Here is a 20,413-nt window from a genome sequence, read left to right on the forward strand (position 1 = left end):
ATGCCTAAGCCAAGCAACACCACCATCACCACTGACGCAACGACCGACACGTTGGGCAGTACCTCCTTGCTGGACCAGATCATGGCAGAAACCAAATTGGTACCTGCTCAAGAGGGCTACCAGGTTGCCAGGCAGGGCGTATCTGCGTTCATTGCCCAAATCCTCAAAAGCAATGACCCGGATCAACTGATCAACAAGCACCGGGCCGACCAGATGATTGCCGAAATCGACCGGGTACTCGGCAAACAGATGGATGCCATTCTGCATCAGCCTGAGTTCCAGCAGCTCGAATCATCATGGCGCAGCCTGAAACTTCTGGTCGACCGCACGGACTTCAGGGAAAACATCAAGCTCGAAATCTTGCATGCCAGTAAAGAGGACCTGCTGGACGACTTCGAAAATGCTGCGGACATTACCTGCAGCGGTATCTACAAACATGTTTACACCGCAGGTTACGGCCAATTCGGGGGAGAGCCGGTTGCGGCCATGGTTGGCAACTACAACTTCGGCCCCTCTTCCCCTGATATCAAGCTGCTGAGTTACATGGCCTCCGTTGGCGCCATGTCCCATGCTCCATTTCTTGCCGCACCTGCCCCCGAGTTCTTCAACTTGAGCAGTTTCGAGGAGCTGCCCAACCTCAAGGAAATAAAAGACCTCTTCGCCGGCCCACGGCATGCCAAGTGGCGTGCATTTCGTGAAAGCGAAGACGCCCGCCACGTCGCCTTGGCCGGGCCTCGCTTCATGCTTCGTTCCGCTTACCACCCGCAGGAACAACCGATCCAGAGCTTCAACTACGACGAAGATATCGCCGGGCAGCACGACAACTACCTGTGGGGCAATTCTGCGTTTCTGTTGGCCAGCTGCATCAATGACAGCTTCGCCCGCTACCGCTGGTGCCCGAACATCATCGGCCCACAATCGGGCGGCGCCGTCGAAGACTTACCGGTTCACCTGTACGAATCCCTCGGCCAGTTGCAGGCCAAGATTCCTACCGAGGTGCTGATATCCGACCGCAAGGAATTCGAACTGGCCGAAGAGGGCCTCATCGCCCTGACCATGCGCAAAGACAGCGACAACGCGGCGTTTTTCTCGGCCAACTCGGTGCAAAAGCCCAAGAACTTCCCGAAAACCCCCGAGGGTCTGGAGGCTCAGACCAACTACAAGCTGGGTACCCAGTTGCCCTACCTGTTCATCGTCAACCGGCTGGCTCACTACATCAAGGTGTTACAGCGCGAGCAGATCGGTAGCTGGAAGGAGCGCCGTGACCTTGAGTCCGAGTTGAACAAATGGATCAAACAGTACGTCGCCGACCAGGAGAATCCATCTGCCGACGTTCGCAGCCGCCGGCCACTGCGAGCCGCCAGAATCGAGGTCTCGGATGTTGCCGGTGACCCAGGCTGGTACCAGGTTTCGCTCGCCGTGCGCCCGCACTTCAAGTACATGGGCGCGAATTTCGAAATCTCCCTGGTCGGGCGGCTCGATACGCAATGAGTGGTCTTTTTGATCGTTTGATGCGGGATCAGGATACCAGCCGGGAGCCTTCCCGACGGGAGAGCGCTTCCCACAAGTTCGCCGCCATCAAGTGCCACCTCGAAACGCTGCTGAATGCCCGCCTGGGGTGCTCCCAGAGCAGCCCTGAGCTGGGCCTGCGCGACTTCAACGGGCATGACGTGAACAACGGCGACCTGCTTGTACAGGTGAGCGCGGATATCCGCCGCACCCTACAGCGCTTCGAGCCACGCATACAGATACGCACGCTCAAAGCAGTGCCCGATGCTCATACGCCGCTAGAGCTGCATTTCAGGCTGGATTGCCTGGTCCAGGTCAACAACCACGCAGAGCACCTGCAGCTCGAGCTGATGGTCAACGGGCACAACCGCTACACCCGAGTGAGGTGACCGATGTCACTGAAAGACAGTTTCAGCGAAGAACTGCGTTACCTGCACGAACTCGGCAACGACTTCGCCAAAGACAACCCACAACTTGCCCGGTTGCTTGGCAAAGGTGCCAGCGACCCCGATGTCGAACGCCTGATGGAAGCCTTTGCGTTCCTCACCGCCAAGCTACGGCTGAAGCTGGAAGACGACTTGCCAGAGCTGACCCATCCCATGCTGCAGCTGTTGTGGCCGAACTATTTGCGGCCCCTGCCCAGCGCGACAATCATCCAGTTCAGCCCGGTCAGGCAATCCCTCAGCCAGTCACAGCGCATCCCAAGAGGGTCGCGGCTGTTCTCGAAACGGGTGGACGGTGTGGCCTGCGAGTTTCGCACCTGCACAGCGGTCAACATTCATCCGTTCGAGATCGACACGGTGGGCGCCACCCAGACACTCGACAGTTCCGTGGTCTGCATCGGCCTTCAAACACTGGTCGAGCGGCCGTTGAACAGCCTGGGCTGTACCAGCCTCGACTTTTACCTCAGTGGCGATACCCTCAGCGCGCGCACGCTTTACCTGTGGGTTTCTCAATACCTCAAGCATGTCAGCGTGACCATCAATGGCGAGGTTCGCCGGCTGCCGGCAAACAGCATCGCATTCCCGGGGTTCAGCCCCGACGACGCCTTGCTGCCTTACCCGCAGAACGTCTTTGATGGCTACCGGATCCTGCAGGAATACTTCGCCTTCCCCCAACGTTTCCATTTTTTCAGCGTGACCGGGCTGGAAAAAATCTGGCCAGCTCACTACAGCCAGCAGGTAAGCCTCGAATTTCACTTCACCCGCCAGCTACCCGACACGCTGCGTGTCGGCAGAGCAGATTTCAACCTGTTCTGCGCACCTGCGGTCAACCTGTTCCAGCACAGCGCCGAGCCCATCGACCTGTCCGGCCAGGAGGCCCTTGTTCCACTGAAGCCCAAGGGCACAGAGCCGCACGGCTACGAAATCTTCAGTGTCGACCAGGTCATCAGCACCCGAACGACGACTGACGGGAACACCGGTGAGCAGCTGCGAACCTTCCGCCCCTTCGAGTCGTTCGCCCATGAAATCGAGCAGGTTCAGGGGCGCACAGCGCTGTACTACCGCTGCCAGCTGGAAGAGTCTCTGCGCGGCGATGGCGTCACGCATCGAATCGCCTTCGTCCGCGCCGATGCCAACAGCTACATAGGCGAACTGGAAACCGCGTCCATCGACCTGACCTGCACCAATCGGGACCTGCCGCTGGCGCTGGGCATCGATGACATCAACGTCCTGACCGAACTGACGCCCCCGCTGGCCACCTACACCAATCTCTGTAAGCCCACCCGCCCCTGTCGGCCGGTGCTGGACGGCCAGTTGCAGTGGGCATTGATCTCCAACATGTCGCTCAACTACCTGTCCCTGCTCTCGGTAGAGCCGTTGAAAGCCGTGATCCGCGCCTACGACTTCATGGCCCTGCACGACATCCAGCAGGCCCGCACCACCCGTAAACGCCTGGCCGGCATGCGCGACATTCATACACAGCCCATGGATTGGCTGATCAAGGGGCAGCCCATTCGCGGCCTGCACACCCGTCTGAAACTGGACCAGACCGCCTTCCTCTGCGAAGGCGACTTGTACCTGTTCAGCTGCGTGCTGGCCCACTTCTTCGCCCTGTACGCCAGCATCAACTCCTTCCATCAGCTGGAAGTGATCAACACCACCAATAACGAGCACTACACATGGCCAATACAGACCGGCAAGCAACCGCTGATCTAGCCGACAAGCTGCTCTCGGAGGCGCATCAGTACAACTTCTTCCAGTTGCTGGAGCGGCTACACGGGCTGCATGGCGATGACCTCGAACCCCGTTGGCCAGACGAAGTCACCCGGCGGCGGGTGCGCCTGGCCTGCGACCCACGGCTGAGCTTCCCGGTGTCGGACGTGTACAAAGCCCAGAGGATGCCCGCTGAGCAAGAACGCTACCGCGTCGTTGCCACGTTTCTGGGCTTGCATGGCACCGATTCGCCACTGCCCACCTACTACCTGGAACAGGTGGCCTATGAACATGCGCAGGGCATCGGTGTACGCCCGGCCTTCTTCGACTTTTTCAACCACTACCTGCTCAGCCTGTTGCACCGTATATGGCGCAAGTACCGCTACTACATCCGTTTCCAGCCGGGTGCCAGTGACGGGTTTTCGCAGTATGTGTTTGCCCTGCTGGGGCTTAACGACGCGCAGTTGCGAGGGGACACGGCGCTGCCCTGGAGCCGCCTGCTCAGTTTCGCCGGGGTGATCGCCAGCCGCAGCCGTGCGCCGGGCACTGTGGCCGGCATCATTGCGCACTGCTTCGACCTCAAGCATGTGCAAATCCGCGAGTTCGAGACGCGCTCAGTCACCACCACATCCAGGCAGCTTGTAACCCTGGGGCGTGCCAACGGGCAGTTGGGCAGCACGTTCATGGTCGGCAGCCGCACGCGCACCCGCAGCAGCAAGTTCACCATCGTGATCAGCGAGCTCGACCAGGCGCAGCTGCGGGACTTGTTGCCCAGCGGCATCAACTTCGGCCGTTTGCGCGCACTGATCGACTTTCTGCTGCGTGACGGTCTGGCCTACGACCTGGAGCTGCGATTGAAACAGAACGCGTTGTCACCCTTCTGCTTGCACCGCAGCCAGGGCGCTTACCTGGGCTGGACCAGCTTCGTCGATGATCGGCATGGCCAGATCAGCCCGATTGTACGCTTCCGGGGACGTTCATGAATTCAGTGACCTTGAGCATCACCAACCTCGACCAACTGCAGCACGACGTTACTGCCCGGCACCGGTTCGATTGCAAGGGCGGCACCATCGGCAGCGAACGGGCAAGCTGGCGGATCAATGACCGTGCTCAGACCGTTGCGCCCCTGCACTGCGAAATACGCTGGCTCGAAGGCAGCTTCTGCGTGATCGACCACTGCCACCGCACCTACCTTAATGACAGCTCCACCAGCCTGGAAACGCTTGCACCCAGGCGTCTTGTTGAAGGTGACCAGCTTCGCATTGGTGCTTACCGGCTACAGGTTCAGTACGCCCAGGATCAAGCCTGCACACGCTCGCTGGAGGACCTGTTCAACCCGGACCAAAGGGTGCTCGACCGCCTGATAGCCGAAGAGCCTGCCACCCCTTGGCCAAAAAATCCTTCTGCCCCTCAACCAGCGGTCGAGATCTGCTCGGTCTTCAAGGCAGCCGTGGGCAATGACCCTCTGGCAGCGCTGGACGCAGCGGCTGATGCCGAGGCATTCGGAGAATGCCCACTGCAGCGCCTGATTGCAGGAGAACACCCATGACGCGTCATCCACTACTGATCGCGCCGCTGCTGCTTGCGTTGGTCGGGCTCACCGGCTGCACCTCTTTGAGCAGAGCGAGCCAGGTCGTCATGGACCCTTCGTTGCCCATCGGGCCGCCCAAGGATCATGCGACCCAGGTCGCGTTCAGCATCAATGCCAGCCCTACCCTCAACGGCAATCCGAATAGCCTTGACGTAGCGGACGAACAGGAGCCGGCCCTGGAACCCAGCCCCTACGCAGTGACCCTGAGTGCCGGGGACCCCTATGCGCTGACCGAAAAAATCGGGACCCTGTTCGAATACCTGCAGGTGCAATTTCCTGCGATGTCCCCGGTCGAAATGCACGACGAAGACGAAAGCGACCCGGCACGCTCGCCCCTGGAAGAAGGCGCACCTGGCAGCTACGACGACCCTGCCGTGGTGCTGACCTTGCCGCGCACCACGGCCGTTACCTCAGAGCCTGTGGCCACGCCTATCGCCATCAAGATCCTGCAACTGCGCGACGACTCACTGCTGCGCAACACGGTGTACCAGCTGCTGGACCAGGACCCGGCCAAGGCACTGCGCAGTACCTACATCCGTGGTGACGACTACCTGCTGCGCCCTGGCCAGTTCAAGTACATCCCGTTCGAGCCCATCCACGCCGAAACGCGCTTCGTCGCGGTGATTGGCGACTACCGAGGCCATGAAAACGCCACCTGGCGGCAAGTGCTGCGCATTCCGCCGCGCGGCCGCCAGATCATGCTGTCGGTGCTGGTCAACGACACGCACATCCTGCTCAAGGAAGAAGACTGATGGCGCCTCGACACCCTTTGCCCTTACTGCTTACGCACGCTGACACGGAGCGCCCATGAGTTCACGTAACCCCGTCCTCTGGCCCGAAGGCCTGTTCGTCAAACCACAACATTTCCAGCAGGCGGCCAGGGCCAGCGAAGCAGCCCTGCACCAGCGCCTCGCCAGCCTCAATGCAGCCTTCTACGGCTTCAGCGAACTTCAGCTGAACGACGAATACCTGAGCCTGGGCAAGATCGCCATCACCCGGGCGCGGGGCGTCATGCCGGACGGGACGGTGTTCGATATTCCCGCCGACCTGCCTCCACCGCCGCCACTGGAAATCGACGACGACGCCTGTAAAGACAGCGAGGTGTATCTGTGCCTGCCGCTGCGCACCAATGGCGGCCGCGAAGTGAGCTGGCCCGACAATGCCGCCAACTTCCGCTACACCGCCCAGGCACAGGAAATCAAGGATACCCACACCGCTGACGGTGACCTGGTACAGGTAGACCTTGCCGTGCCCAACCTGCAGCTCAGACGCACCACCGAAGACAGCAGCGCCTACACCCGCCTCGCCCTGGCACGTATTCTGGGACGACGCCCCGACGGCAGCGTGCAACTGGACGAAGCGTTCTACCCCACCAGCGTGTCGGTGCGGGCGGTGCCGGCACTGCAACGGTTCCTTGACGAAATCACCAACACGTTGCGCGAGCGGGCGCGCGGCCTTGCCACGCGTATAGGCGCTTCGGGCCAGTCCGGTATCGCCGACATCCGCGACTTCAACCTGCTGCAGGCAATGAACCGTTGGTGGCCGTGTTTCCAGCATCTGGCCAGGCAAGCGCAAACGCACCCCGAGCAGCTGTACCTGTGCATGAGCCAAGCCTGTGGCGAATTCGTCACCTTCACCGACCAGAACAGGCTGCCGCAAGAGTACCCCGCGTACCACCACACTGCGCTGCGCGCCTCGTTCAAGCCCCTGGAAGACACCCTGCGCCGGTCCCTGAGCACCGTGTTGCAGCCACGCGCTGTTTCACTGCCGCTGGAAAGCGAACAATTCGGCGTGATGACGACCACGCTACAAGACCGTCGGCTGATCGACGAAGCCGACTTCATCCTCGCCGTGCGCGCCGACCTGCCACCGCAAACGTTGCGCCAGATGTTCATCCAGAAAGCCAAGATCACCTCGCTTGAGTCACTGAGCAACCTGGTGCCGCTGCAACTGCCGGGTATCCCTCTGTTGCCATTACCGGTGGCGCCACGCGACCTGCCCTTCCATGCGGGCTTCAGTTACTTCGAGCTGGACCGGCGCGACCCCGCCTGGGCATGCATGGCCAAGGCGAATGGCTTCGGCATCCATATTGCGGGCGATTTCCCAGGGCTTGAACTGCAGTTCTGGGCGATCAGGAGTGAGTGAAATGGGAGAAGACAATAAAACGCCCATCGATGACAAAAACGCTGAAGTCAGCCCGCTTGATCCAACCCTTAAAAAGCCGGCATCCAGCGCCCAGGCCACGGCAACCAATGCGCAAGCATCCACGGCAACCCCTGAACCAGAGCCCGCCTCGGAAGGCTACCCCGCCGACCCGGAATTTCAGCTGCGGGGCGGCTTCGCCAACCTGATGCTGGATGCCGCGTCACCGTTGTTCGGCTTGGTCATACGCCTGCGCACGCTGGACGAACTGCCAAACATCAAGGATGTGCACCAGCAAGTACGTAACCAGATCGACAATATTCAGGAAGAAATGCGCCAGCACGGTTACGAGCCCGCTCAGTTGCTGGCGTATTCCTACGGCCTGTGCCTGTTCATAGACGAGGCCGTCATGGAACGATCCTGGGGCAAGAGCAGTTGCTGGAGCCAGGAGCCACTGCTGAGCATCTTCCACGACGAAACCTGGGGCGGGGAAAAAATCTTCACCGTGATTACCCGCCTGATGCAGGAGCCCACGCGTTATCAGGACGTACTGGAGTTCATGTACTACGCCCTGTGCCTTGGGCTGAAAGGCAAGTATGCGCTCGCGCCAAAAGGCGAAGAAACACTCAACGCACTGATTCACCAACTGCACGAAATCATCCGCGAACTGCGCGGCCCCACGCCAGAAGAAGTCTGCGACCCCTACACCAACGTGGCCCCACGCAATTTCCGCATGAACCGGCAGTGGCCCTGGTGGAGTCCTTTGGTGATCTCGGCCATCGCCATGGCGGTCGCTTACGGCATCTACAGCTATCGCCTGCACCTGATTACCACCGAGGTACTGGAGTCGCTCAACGGCATCTTGCAGCAGTAAGCCGCGGTTATCCAGGCCAACAGAAATCAACGAATTGATGAGGCTTCGGCCTTGTTGAAAAGCCCATCGTTTCCGATGGCCACGCCACTGTTGTGCGCGTGTCAATCCACATGGACGCAGGAGAAACTGCCATGCCAACACCCGCTTACATCGCCATCGAAGGCAAGACCCAAGGCAACATCACCAAAGGCGCCTTCACCGCCGACTCAGTCGGCAACATCTACGTAGAAGGTCACGAAGACCAGATCCTGGTGCAGGAAGTCAATCACCGCATCACCGTGCCCACAGATCCGCAAAGCGGGCAGCCGGCCGGCCAACGGGTACACGGGCCGTTGATTTTCACCTGTGCCCTGAACAAGGCGGTACCGCTGCTTTACAGCGCGCTGTCCAGCGGAGAAATGCTGCCCAATGTCGAGCTCAGCTGGTATCGGACCTCGGTTGAAGGCACCCAGGAACGCTTTTTTACGACCAAGCTGATCGACGCTGTGATCATCGATATCGACCTCGAAATGCCACACGTGCAGGACAAGGACAACAGCGACTTCACCCAGTTCTTCAAAGTCTCGATGGCCTACCGCGGCATTGAGTGGGAGCACATTACGGCAAGTACCGCAGGTGCAGACGACTGGCGCAAGCCCAAAGAAACAGCTGTGTGATCTAGCTGCGGAGCCGGGCAGGCTTGCCTGCCCGGACTTCTGATACTTCAGACGGCGGACAAGGACTGCTTATGCCTACCCAATCTGATTTGCGATACAGCTTCCAGCCCGTGGTCGGAAAAACTGAATTCGAAGTGGTGTCGTTCGAGCTCAAGGAGGAACTCAGCCAACCGTTCAAGTTGACCCTGAAACTCATCAGCTTCGAACACGATGTCGACTTCGGCCACCTGCTCGACAAGCCCGTGCTGTTCACCATCTGCGATGGTGAACGCCCCGTCCGCTACGTGCACGGCTTGGTCAGCAGTTTCAGCCAGGGCGAGAGCGGCTTCCACCGCACTTACTATCACGCATTGGTCGAGCCGCAACTGGCCCGCGCCAGACTGCGCTCGAACTGGCGCATCTTCCAGCACAAGACCGCGCCGCAAATTCTCGAAATGATGCTGAAACGACAAGGCATCACCCAGTATCACTTCGGAACTGGCTTCAACTATCACCCGCGGGAATTCTGCGTACAGGCCGGCGAAACCGATCTCGACTTTTTTGCGCGCATCGCTGCTGAAGAAGGTTTGGTCTATCGGTTCGAGCACACTGAAAAGCATCACAAGCTGATCATCACCGACCGACTGCTGACATTGGGACACATCGAGTGCAACGCAGCTAAAGCAAAGATCATCGATGAAGGGTTTGTCGATGGCGATGAATCAACCAAACCCTACACAGTGCTGTACCACGCCAACAGAGGCGGCGACCAGCCCCAACCCTGCCTGCGGCGCTTGCGCTACAGCGAACAGGTGCGTCCCGCACGGCAGGTTCAACGCGACTACACCTTCACCCACCCCGCCTACCGCCAGGAACACAGGGCCTCAGGCCCCTATCTGAAGCACCAGTCCGCCGACTATGAGTGCTTCGACTACCCAGGCCGCTACAAACGCGATGCCGTTGGCAAGCCGTTCACCGAAAACCGCATCACCGCCTTGCGCCACGACGTGCGCATTGCCGAGGTGCAAGGCGACGATATACGCCTGCAACCGGGCCTGAGCTTCACCCTGACCGGCCACCCGCGCGAAGACCTGAATGTGCACTGGCGAGTGAGCACAGTCAGCCACGAAGGCAGCCAGTTCACCAGCCTGCAGGAAGAAGCTGCCGGGGCTGACCAGAGCACACGATACGAGCAAAAGGCGGTACTGGTGCCGGGCAGAACCGAGTGGCGCCCGGCACCGTTGCCCAAACCACGCGTTGACGGCCCGCACATGGCCACTGTGGTCGGGCCACCCGGTGAAGAGATCTACTGCGACGAATGGGGCCGGGTCAAGGTCAGCTTCCCCTGGGACCGCGAAAGCCAGGACAACGAATTCAGTTCCTGCTGGATTCGGGTATCCCAGGGCTGGGCCGGCGGCAGCTGGGGCTCGATGGCCATCCCGCGCATCGGCCAGGACGTGATCATCCATTACGTCAATGGCGACCCCGATCAGCCGATGATCACCGGCCGTACCTACTGCGGCAACCAGCTGCCGCCGTATGACCTTCCCCGCCACAAGACCCGCATGACCATCAAGAGCCAGACCCACAAGGGCGATGGCTTCAATGAGCTGCGCTTTGAGGACGAACTGGGTCAGGAGGAAGTGTTCATTCATGCCCAGAAGGACCAGAACAATGTGGTCAGGCACGATGAGAATACGCAGGTAGGCAATGACCGCAAAGAACAGGTCAATAACGACGAATCAATCCTGATCGGCCACGACCGTAATGAAACGGTTGGCAACGATGAGCACGTCACCATCGGGCATGACGCCACGCTCGACATCGGTCAAAACCACACAATCAAGATCGCCAAGGATCGTGTGGAAACCATCGGCAATCACCGCCACGACCAGATCACAGCCAATCACCACACCCGCATTGGCGGCAACCTTGAGCAGCAGGTCGAAGGGCATGCCGAGCTTGAAGCCCGAGGGGAAATCCGCAGACGTACTCGCCGTTATGAACTTCGAGCATCGGAAGCAGTGGTCATCCAAGGCCCTGGGGGCTCCATTCGAATCGATGAAACCGGCATCACACTGGACAGCCCGACGATTCGCATCACCGGCCAGATGCTCAAGTCGGCAGATGGGGCAAGCAACCTCTTTTCCATCAGCGGCGCGCCGGTCAATGGGAAGCCCCTGGAGCGCCAGTGCGGACGCCGGCCCGATGGCACCTGCACTTTGCCCGACTGCCGCTGCATCAGAGGGCCAGGCCAATGAAAACAGCCATTTCAAATGCGCGGCCAGACGAGCACTTCGCAAATAACGCTCGGTTCATGTTGCTGTTGACCCGCGTGCTCGAGCACTGGGCCTACCGACCAATACCTCAAGAGGGCGAACGGGTCCCGGCCTATGCCCCTTCGGTACTCGAGCTCATCAATGAAATCAGCCGAAATACCCAGCACGCCTGGCTGTGGAGGCGCAGCACCCTGGACGACCGTCACGACTTTGGACCATTGCTGGTAGACGTGTCAGAAGCGCCCGAACTGCTTGCCCATGCAATATCGACCTGGATGCCCATTGGCGGTGCCATCGCGCTGGATGCCGAGATCGGCCTTGCCCCGTTGGCAGACCACTTCACCAGCCTTGTGCAGATCGCGCTTCCAGACCAGGGGCTGGCCACTTACCAATTCAAACCTGACCACCTTGCGGCCTGGCTGGATGCACTGGATGAAGACCATGCAGCTACGTGGCTTGGCCCTGTGACGTCGCTGGCCTGGCGAATCAACTGGGGGCCGGTGCACGCGTGGAAAAAGCTCGAGCGCAGCCCGACCACTGCCCGCTCTTATCAGGAACCTGCATTACCCCTTCGCCAGCTTGAACTTGAGCGGCTGCAAGCAGGCATGCACGAGCACTTCGTGCTCACGTTGGCGCATGAGGTGTTAGCACTGCCACAACACGCCACCCACACATTGGCCGACATCCGGCAATGGATCGAACGCCTGCTGCCGCAACTGAAAGCCCTCAACTTTGGCGATGAGGAAGTCACTGGGGAATTCATCAGGCTGGTTGCCAGGCACAGGTGGCTCATGACCGATGACCACGCGGGGAAGATCTACACCAACCTTGAGGAGTCACCCCAAGGCCGCCTCCGCGAGCTGCATGCACTGATCGAAAGCAAGGAACCCACCCATGAATGACGCCAGTGTCAGCAGTGCCACCTCCGGCCCTGCCTGCAGCGCACGCATCCCCATCCTGCCGGTGCGCTATGCCATCGTGCCACGCACCGGCGACACACCCGCCTGCCGCTATGCCAGTGCGGGTTTCAATTTGGAACAAAGCTTCCCCCCGCTGCAACACTCTGCCTACACCCTGCGCGCTTTGCGCCCGGGTTATGTCTACGTGTTCATGAAAGGTCCGAAGGGCGAACAGCTGGTCATCCATGAGTACGTTGGCGCGGGTCTTTACAAAGAACTGAGTTACAAAGGGCTGGAAAACTACCACCTGCGTGATCGCTATCTCTCCAGCCGGAGCATGGGCTGGGTGTGGGCCGATACCTGCCCCGATACCGCCAGGCAAGTGTGGATCGGCTACAGCCCCCACCTGTGGACCAACGCCGTGACCGCCCGCATCACCGGTTCATCAGCCCTGCGCAAACGGCATATGCGCCAGCTGGACATGGCCGAACTGATCGCCAGCAGCCAGGCGCCATCCACCCAGCCCCATGTGTTGCCGGTCAGTGCCCTGCAAACCTGGGTCGAAGACTTCAAGCCAACCGAACGGCGCATGCCGCTGACCTGGAGCAGCGACCCGATCACCGAAACCTTGCCTATCGGCAACTTGGTCGCCGTGGCGCGTCACTACCCTTGGACCCAACCGAAGGTACCGGTGGTGATAGCACTCGCCGACGCCGAAGGCATGGCCCTGGACCTGAGCCTGTCGGTCTCGGCCTACCAGCATCAAATGCGCGACCTGATGCCCGCCGAGCAACTGGCACACACAAAACCCGCGCAACCTCCCGAGCAGGAACCCGTGCCGGCGTGCTACCGCCTGGATGCCGAGCAACTGAGCGTGCACAGCCGCGATTTTCACCATCGCAACCTGGTGGGCATGCTGCTGAACAAGACGCTGGAAAGCATGTACCCGGCCGATGCGCCTTCACCGGAACTGGCCGCGTTCAGGCTGGGCACGGAGCGGCGTGGCCCTGCGCTGTCTGCGGCCGAGTCACATTTCCAGGCCCTCACCCATGAGGATTACTCCCCCAACGGCGCGCGCCTGGCAAAGCGCATCGATATCGCCAAATACCGGCGTTTCCTTGCCGAACGCGATGAGCTGGAACGGCGTATTGCAGCCCTGCGCAACCTGGCGTTGCAAGCCAGCAATGATCATGACGCCTGGCTGGCCACTGCCGAATCGCAACATATCGACAACCCCCACAGCCTGGCAGCCGCCCTGGCGTGTTACGACCGCGACGAACGCACCTCCGCCCGCGGCCTGGAAATCTCGCTGGCTTTGCTGATTCACCCGATGGGCCAACCGACACCCGGCACCGAAGAGCATGACCGACGCTTCAAACGCCTGGAGCAATGGTTGGACCAGCACGACAGCCCGCTTTACACCGCCTTGGCGCCGTTCAATCCGTTCAAGGACAAAGCGGATTCGACCGGCTCTTTGTTCGGTGCCAGCGACAACGTGATCGAAGGATTGGTGGGTCGCTTCCCGGCCATGGCCGACATCACCGACCTTACCGCCCAGGCGGTCAATACCGTAGTGCTCAAGCGCCTGCGCGGGCAAACCCGCTGGGATGCCAGTCATGGCCTGCGTCAGCAGGTGCTGTTGGCGGCGCGGGAGGCGAATGCCGAGAAGGCGTTGGGGCTGTTGGCGGCGCGCTACCGGATCACCGAGCAGGCCATCACGGAAAATCCATTCAGCCAGGAGGCACAGAAGTATTTGAAGAGCGGCATGGCGCAGGTTGAGGAAATGAAACAACTGCGGATCTCGGGTAGCCGGACAATATCGATAGAACTGACCACCACTGCGCGAGTGAAGCCCAACTTTCTCGGGTTGCTCACCTCGGGCGGCGGGGGTGGTTTGAATGCGGGGATGCTGTGGTTCAACATCTTATCGCTGAAGACGGCCTATAACAGCCTGCAGAAGAACGATGCACCGGAATACACCTTGGGCTTTGCTTCATCGATTTTTGGGGTGATCGGTGCAGCGGCGGCGACGATGGTCAGCGTGCGAGCAACGCAGAAGGCCGTGATGTTGAGATTGAGTCCGACCGCACCAGGCATGGCCTTTGGTAACGGGATTGTCAAGTTCTTGAGTAGCAATCTATTTGCGCGTTTAGCAGGTTACCCAGCGATAGCATTTAGCCTGTCTTCTGACTTCGCCAAGATGAGGCGCCAGAGAGCGAACGGCAATCTGGCAGCTGCCGGATACACGATGACTGGTGGCTTAACTATGGCTATTGGTTCTGCTGTCGTCCTTGAAGCCGGACTTGCCGTTGCGGGTGCTACATCGGTTGTGCCGTTTGCCGGATGGGCCGCAGCTGCCCTTGTCCTCGTAGGCGTAGCCATCGTTGCAGGAGGCCTCTATCTACACGCAAAGGCACATGAGCACCTTCATAGCCCAATTGAGCTGTGGGCAGCACGCACCGTCTTCGGCAATCGTATTAATGATGGAGAGTCGCACCCTGGCATCACCTTGGATTTTGAAAATAAACTTCCTGCCTTCGCCTCGCTACAAACTGAAATCAAAGCCTGGCACAACGAGCATTACGGACCAAAACTACTAACGGCCGAACAGGCCCTGTCACTCGGCATAACTAAAGTTGACACTAAATGGCATCGGAACGATCACTGGTCTCCGCCCAACTGGATTGCCATCACCCATAACGAAGTACCCACACCTCAACCAACCGTTGAGTTCGCGGTGCTGCTGCCTGGCTTTGTACTCGGGATAAGCGAGTGGTCAGGAAGCTTGAGCACTCTCCGTGACGTTCAAGGAATGGACGTATTCCCAATCGCCCCGACCGGCCACATCGTAGGTGCTGGTTTGGTTCTGCATTTCGAGAACACGCTAGCCAACCAAAATAACATCTCACTGCATCTCGCTTACAGCGCCAATCAAGGGTTAGACGAAGACAATGAGACCCATACAATTTTTCGTCTGGAGCGCTGATCATGACAACCACCTGGATATTTAGCCCAACCTCAGACTCCCGAACTAAGCCGGCCATTGGCGGGCAGCTTCTAAGCTTATACGGAGACACTTTATGCCTGCGAAACCCATGGGTAACAGATTCCGTATTCATGGGAAAACTGTACTGCGCATTGATAATAGTATTGATAATTTTCCTCTACCCTGACTTGCTATCCAACGAAGCTTGGGAACCATACACTTTCAGCCCAATTTTGCTCATTGGAACGGCAACAGGCCCTTTCATTTTCCTTCCATTTCTAATTTACCGAATATATTTCATTAAACACTTATCAAGTTTCTGCCTCAATCGCTCAACTCAAAAAATCTACTACCGACGCTTGAGCAAGGTATTAGTCTTTGAGTGGAGCAACACCGGAGGTGGTATTTTCAAGCGTACCGAATACGGCGGTTCATCATTCAGCACCGGTTACGCCCTCGCATTCGCCCCTCGCCGGGAGGATGGCAGCCTCCACCAAAAAGACTGTCTCTGGGTCGACAGCAACGAACCCACCGAACCCGGCGTCAAACACGTCGCTGAAGTCTGGGAATACCTTCGCCATTTCATGGATCACGGCCCGGACAATCTGCCCCCGCCCGGCGAACCCAACTGGTGGCACAAACCGCTGCACGCCATCTGCCTGACGCCGGCAGATGCCTGGCAACACTACGCGCCCTGGCGAACAGGCGAGCCCGGTGAAATGCAGGGCAAAAAGAACTGGCAACTGCCGTTCTGGGCCGTGCTGTTCCCCTACAACCTCACCGTTGCCATCTGCTGGTACTTCATCTGCAAACTTTTCAACGTCCGAGCAGCACCACCGCCACCAGAAGCATTTGAGGACGCCCCAGCGCATTCGACCCAAAGGAAGCGGAGATGACCGACGCCTCCGTCAGCAGCGCCACCTCCGGCCCTGCCTGCAGCGCTCGCGTGCCGATCCTGCCGGTGCGCTATGCCATCGTGCCACGCACCGGCGACACGCCCGCCTGCCGCTATGCCAGTGCGGGTTTCAATTTGGAACAAAGCTTCCCCCCGCTGCAACACTCTGCCTACACCCTGCGCGCTTTGCGCCCGGGTTATGTCTACGTGTTCATGAAAGGTCCGAAGGGCGAAAAGCTGGTCATCCATGAGTACGTTGGCGCGGGTCTTTACAAGGAACTGAGTTACAAAGGGCTGGAAAACTACCACCTGCGTGATCGCTATCTCTCCAGCCGCAGCATGGGCTGGGTGTGGGCCGATACCTGCCCCGATACCGCCAGGCAAGTGTGGATCGGCTACAGCCCCCACCTGTGGACCAACGCCGTGACCGCCCGCATCACCGGTTCATCAGCCCTGCGCAAACGGCATATGCGCCAGCTGGACATGGCCGAACTGATCGCCGGCAGCCAGGCGCCATCCACCCAGCCCCATGTGTTGCCGGTCAGTGCCCTGCAAACCTGGGTCGAAGACTTCAAGCCAACCGAACGGCGCATGCCGCTGACCTGGAGCAGCGACCCGATCACCGAAACCTTGCCTATCGGCAACCTGGTCGCCGTGGCACGTCACTACCCCTGGACCCAACCGAAGGTACCGGTGGTAGTAGCACTCGCCGACGCCGAAGGCATGGCCCTGGACCTGAGCCTGTCGGTCTCGGCCTACCAGCATCAAATGCGCGACCTGATGCCCGCCGAACAACTGGCACACACAAAACCCGCGCAACCTCCCGAGCAGGAACCCGTGCCGGCGTGCTACCGCCTGGATGCCGAGCAACTGAGCGTGCACAGCCGCGATTTTCACCATCGCAACCTGGTGGGCATGCTGCTGAACAAGACGCTGGAAAGCATGTACCCGGCCGATGCGCCTTCACCGGAACTGGCCGCGTTCAGGCTGGGCACGGAGCGGCGTGGCCCTGCGCTGTCTGCGGCCGAGTCACATTTCCAGGCCCTCACCCATGAGGATTACTCCCCCAACGGCGCGCGCCTGGCAAAGCGCATCGATATCGCCAAATACCGGCGTTTACTTGCCGAACGCGACGAGCTCGAACGGCGTATGGCAGTCCTGCGCAACCTGGCGTTGCAAGCCAGCAATGATCATGACGCCTGGCTGGCCACTGCCGAATCGCAACATATCGACAACCCCCACAGCCTGGCCGCCGCCCTGGCGTGTTACGACCGCGACGAGCGCACCTCCGCCCGCGGCCTGGAAATCTCGCTGGCTTTGCTGATTCACCCGATGGGCCAACCGACACCCGGCACCGAAGAGCATGACCGACGCTTCAAACGCCTGGAGCAATGGTTGGACCAGCACGACAGCCCGCTTTACACCGCCTTGGCGCCGTTCAATCCGTTCAAGGACAAGGCGGATTCGACCGGCTCTTTGTTCGGTGCCAGCGACAACGTGATCGAAGGATTGGTGGGTCGCTTCCCGGCCATGGCCGACATCACCGACCTTACCGCCCAGGCGGTCAATACCGTAGTGCTCAAGCGCCTGCGCGGGCAAACCCGCTGGGATGCCAGTCATGGCCTGCGTCAGCAGGTGCTGTTGGCGGCGCGGGAGGCGAATGCCGAGAAGGCGTTGGGGCTGTTGGCAGCGCGCTATCGAATCAGCGAACAGGCCATCACGGAAAATCCATTCAGCCAGGAGGCACAGAAGTATTTGAAGAGCGGCATGGCGCAGGTTGAGGAAATGAAACAACTGCGCATCTCGGGTAGCCGGACAATATCGATAGAACTGACCACCACTGCGCGAGTGAAGCCCAACTTTCTCGGGTTGCTCACCTCGGGCGGTGGGGGTGGTTTGAACGCGGGGATGCTGTGGTTCAACATCTTATCGCTGAAGACGGCCTATAACAGCCTGCAAAAGAACGATGCACCGGAATACACCTTGGGCTTTGCTTCATCGATTTTTGGGGTGATCGGTGCAGCGGCGGCGACGATGGTCAGCGTGCGGGCAACGCAGAAGGCTGTAATGCTTAGGTTAAGTTCGACTGCACCAGGGATGGGATTTGGCAATGGAATCATCAAATTTCTAAGCAGTAATCTGTTTGCGCGTTTGGCTGGTTATCCGGCAATAGCATTTAGTTTTTTCGCGGACAGTGCTAAGGCGCTGCGACAGCATAACAACGGTAACCTAACTGCAGCCAGTTACACGATGGCTGGTGGATTCACCATGGCTATTGGTTCCGCTGTCGCCCTTGAAGCAGGACTGGCCGTTGCTGGCGTGACATCAGTTGTGCCATTTGCCGGATGGGCGGCAGCGGCTCTTGTTCTAGTAGGCGTGGCCATCATTGCTGGAGGCCTTTACCTACACGCCAAGGCCCATGAGCACCTGCACAGCCCTATTGAGTTGTGGGCAGCACGCAGCGTCTTCGGTAATCGAATCAATGATGGGGAAGTGCACCCTGACATTACCTTGGACTATGAGCAGAAACTTCCTGCTTTCGTGTCGCTACAAACTGAAGTCAAAGCTTGGCACAACGAGCATTACGGACCAAAACTACTATCCGCCGAGCAGGCCCTGTCACTTGGTATAACTAAAGTCGACACTAAATGGCATCGGAATGACCACTGGTCTCCGCCCAACTGGACTGCCATCACCCATAACGAAGTGGCCACACCTCAACCCACCGTTGAGTTCACCGTGCTGCTGCCTGGCTTTGTGCCTGGGGTAAGCGAATGGTCAGGAAGTTTGAGCACCCTACATGACGACCAAGGAATGCACGTATTCCCAGCCGCCCCGACCGGCCATATCGTAGGTGGTGGTTTGGTTCTTCATTTCGAGAACACACTGGCCAACCAAAGTCATGTCTCACTGCATTTATCTTACAGCGCCAATCAAGGTTTGGACGAAGATAATGAGACCCAATCAGTCTTTCATCTGAAGCGTTAATTATGGCAACCACCTGGATATTCAATTCAACGTCAGACTCTGGACACAAACCTGCAATTGGGGGACAGCTGGCAAACGCATCCGAAAATATCTTATGCCTGCGAAACCCATGGGTAACAGACTCCGTATTCATGGGAAAACTGTACTGCGCAATAACAGTCATATCACTCATCGGATTTTACCCTCAAATCCTCCCAATCACCTTAGACCTCTACAATAAAAATGCTGCATTAATGCTTTTGTTCTTAATCTCTCCATTTCCTTTCGTTCCATTTCTAATTTATCGTATCTATTTTATAAAAAACCTATCAAACTTTTGCCTCAACCGCTCAACCCAAAAAATCTACTACCAACGCTTGAGCAAAGTATTAGTCTTCGAGTGGAGCAATACCGGAGGGGGCATATTCAAACGCACCGAATACGGCGGCTCATCCTTCAGCACCAGCTATGCCCTCGCCTTCGCCCCTCGCCGAGCGGATGGCAGTCTCCACCAAAAAGACTGCCTCTGGATCGACAGCAACGAACCCACCGAACCCGGCGTAAAGCACGTCGCTGAAGTCTGGGAATACCTCCGACACTTCATGGCCCACGGCCCGGACAAACTCCCCCCACCCGGCGAACCCAACTGGTGGTACAAACCGCTGCACGCCATCTGCCTGACGCCGGCAGAAGCCTGGCAACACTACGCCCCCTGGCGAACCGGCGAGCCCGGTGAAATGCAGGGCAAAAAGAACTGGCAACTGCCGTTCTGGGCCGTGCTGTTCCCCTACAACCTCACCGTTGCCATCTGCTGGTACTTCATCTGCAAACTTTTCAACGTCCGAGCAGCACCACCGCCCCCAGCAGCCTTCGAAGAACCCCCCGTTCAACTCCGCAAAAGGAAGCGCAAATGAAACCCATCGTACTGGTAGGCCATCGCCATAGCTGCCCGCTCCATGGCGAAGGCACTGTGGAAACCGGCGCAAGCGCAACATTCGTGGATGGCAGGGCCGTCGCACGCGTGGGCGACCGCATCAGTTGTGGCGCAGTCATCGAAACCGGCGCTGCATGCACGATTATCGAGGGCCAACCCGCAGCGAGGGAGGGAGACACTACCAGCCACGGAGGGGCTCTGATCGAGGGGGACCAGGGTTGGCTCATTGATTGAAAGCAAATACCGGCACTGAGCCGAATGCGGTAAACCCCAGCGTTAAAACCAAACCTCTCCCTCGGTTTTGAAGCCGGTCAATCAATTGATTGGGCCGTTCTTCGGTCCAAATAACGAGGATGCGCTCACAGGCACAGTACCCCATGGTAATTGATGATATTATAATAGCCTCCAGCGTGGGAATATTCTTACACAGGGCACTTAGAACTAAACAGCCCACGCTCAACACAGCCCCATGGGTTATCAAGAAAAATCCATCAAATTATTTCACCGCTTGCATTTACGCCCGACAACCACTAACACTTATCTCAT

Annotated in this window: 16 protein-coding genes; all 16 read left to right on the forward strand. The window is 58.9% G+C overall.

Annotated features, from left to right (window positions below; all coding sequences use genetic code 11):
- The 16 genes from tssC (at position 1) to J3A71_RS18455 (ending at position 20,101) form a co-directional block, all read left to right on the forward strand.
- Positions 1-1,491: a type VI secretion system contractile sheath large subunit gene (gene tssC / locus J3A71_RS18380; protein WP_096425932.1), complete on the forward strand. Its 1,491-nt coding sequence runs from the start codon at positions 1-3 to the stop codon at positions 1,489-1,491.
- Positions 1,488-1,898 carry a type VI secretion system baseplate subunit TssE gene (gene tssE / locus J3A71_RS18385; RefSeq protein ID WP_031312002.1) on the forward strand — a complete coding sequence of 137 codons (411 nt, stop codon included), beginning with the start codon at positions 1,488-1,490 and terminating at the stop codon, positions 1,896-1,898. The genes tssC and tssE overlap by 4 nt, the downstream gene beginning before the upstream one ends.
- Before the next feature lie 3 nt (positions 1,899-1,901).
- Positions 1,902-3,668, forward strand: coding sequence for a type VI secretion system baseplate subunit TssF (tssF, locus tag J3A71_RS18390; RefSeq protein WP_023048043.1), 1,767 nt, complete (start codon positions 1,902-1,904; stop codon positions 3,666-3,668).
- A complete protein-coding gene (tssG, locus tag J3A71_RS18395) occupies positions 3,632-4,648 on the forward strand; it encodes a type VI secretion system baseplate subunit TssG (protein WP_096425931.1) in 1,017 nt (338 codons plus the stop codon). Before tssF ends, tssG begins: the two co-directional genes overlap by 37 nt.
- Positions 4,645-5,214, forward strand: coding sequence for an FHA domain-containing protein (locus tag J3A71_RS18400; protein ID WP_096425930.1), 570 nt, complete (start codon positions 4,645-4,647; stop codon positions 5,212-5,214). Before tssG ends, J3A71_RS18400 begins: the two co-directional genes overlap by 4 nt.
- Positions 5,211-6,008: a type VI secretion system lipoprotein TssJ gene (tssJ, locus tag J3A71_RS18405; RefSeq protein WP_023048046.1), complete on the forward strand. Its 798-nt coding sequence runs from the start codon at positions 5,211-5,213 to the stop codon at positions 6,006-6,008. The genes J3A71_RS18400 and tssJ overlap by 4 nt, the downstream gene beginning before the upstream one ends.
- Positions 6,009-6,063: 55 nt before the next feature.
- Positions 6,064-7,401, forward strand: coding sequence for a type VI secretion system baseplate subunit TssK (tssK, locus tag J3A71_RS18410; RefSeq protein ID WP_096425929.1), 1,338 nt, complete (start codon positions 6,064-6,066; stop codon positions 7,399-7,401).
- A 1-nt stretch (position 7,402) separates the two neighbouring features.
- Positions 7,403-8,272 carry a type IVB secretion system protein IcmH/DotU gene (gene icmH / locus J3A71_RS18415; RefSeq protein WP_096425928.1) on the forward strand — a complete coding sequence of 290 codons (870 nt, stop codon included), beginning with the start codon at positions 7,403-7,405 and terminating at the stop codon, positions 8,270-8,272.
- A gap of 131 nt (positions 8,273-8,403) precedes the next feature.
- Positions 8,404-8,928, forward strand: coding sequence for an Hcp family type VI secretion system effector (locus J3A71_RS18420; protein WP_023048048.1), 525 nt, complete (start codon positions 8,404-8,406; stop codon positions 8,926-8,928).
- A 71-nt stretch (positions 8,929-8,999) separates the two neighbouring features.
- Positions 9,000-11,168 (forward strand): type VI secretion system tip protein TssI/VgrG, encoded by a 2,169-nt coding sequence (tssI, locus tag J3A71_RS18425; protein ID WP_096425927.1) that lies wholly within the window; start codon positions 9,000-9,002, stop codon positions 11,166-11,168.
- A 56-nt stretch (positions 11,169-11,224) separates the two neighbouring features.
- Positions 11,225-12,088, forward strand: coding sequence for a DUF4123 domain-containing protein (locus J3A71_RS18430; RefSeq protein ID WP_231995324.1), 864 nt, complete (start codon positions 11,225-11,227; stop codon positions 12,086-12,088).
- Positions 12,081-15,071 (forward strand): T6SS effector BTH_I2691 family protein, encoded by a 2,991-nt coding sequence (locus J3A71_RS18435; RefSeq protein ID WP_096425925.1) that lies wholly within the window; start codon positions 12,081-12,083, stop codon positions 15,069-15,071. The genes J3A71_RS18430 and J3A71_RS18435 overlap by 8 nt, the downstream gene beginning before the upstream one ends.
- Before the next feature lie 2 nt (positions 15,072-15,073).
- On the forward strand, positions 15,074-15,967 hold the full coding sequence (locus tag J3A71_RS18440) for a hypothetical protein (protein WP_096425924.1): 894 nt from the start codon (positions 15,074-15,076) through the stop codon (positions 15,965-15,967).
- Positions 15,964-18,954 carry a T6SS effector BTH_I2691 family protein gene (locus tag J3A71_RS18445; RefSeq protein WP_096425923.1) on the forward strand — a complete coding sequence of 997 codons (2,991 nt, stop codon included), beginning with the start codon at positions 15,964-15,966 and terminating at the stop codon, positions 18,952-18,954. Before J3A71_RS18440 ends, J3A71_RS18445 begins: the two co-directional genes overlap by 4 nt.
- A 2-nt stretch (positions 18,955-18,956) precedes the next feature.
- A complete protein-coding gene (locus J3A71_RS18450) occupies positions 18,957-19,847 on the forward strand; it encodes a hypothetical protein (RefSeq protein ID WP_096425922.1) in 891 nt (296 codons plus the stop codon).
- A complete protein-coding gene (locus tag J3A71_RS18455) occupies positions 19,844-20,101 on the forward strand; it encodes a PAAR domain-containing protein (protein WP_016486118.1) in 258 nt (85 codons plus the stop codon). Before J3A71_RS18450 ends, J3A71_RS18455 begins: the two co-directional genes overlap by 4 nt.
- Positions 20,102-20,413 lie beyond the last annotated feature (312 nt).

It is taken from the genome of Pseudomonas sp. PvP089 (genome assembly GCF_017875165.1).
Taxonomy (GTDB): Bacteria; Pseudomonadota; Gammaproteobacteria; order Pseudomonadales; family Pseudomonadaceae; genus Aquipseudomonas; species Aquipseudomonas fortuita.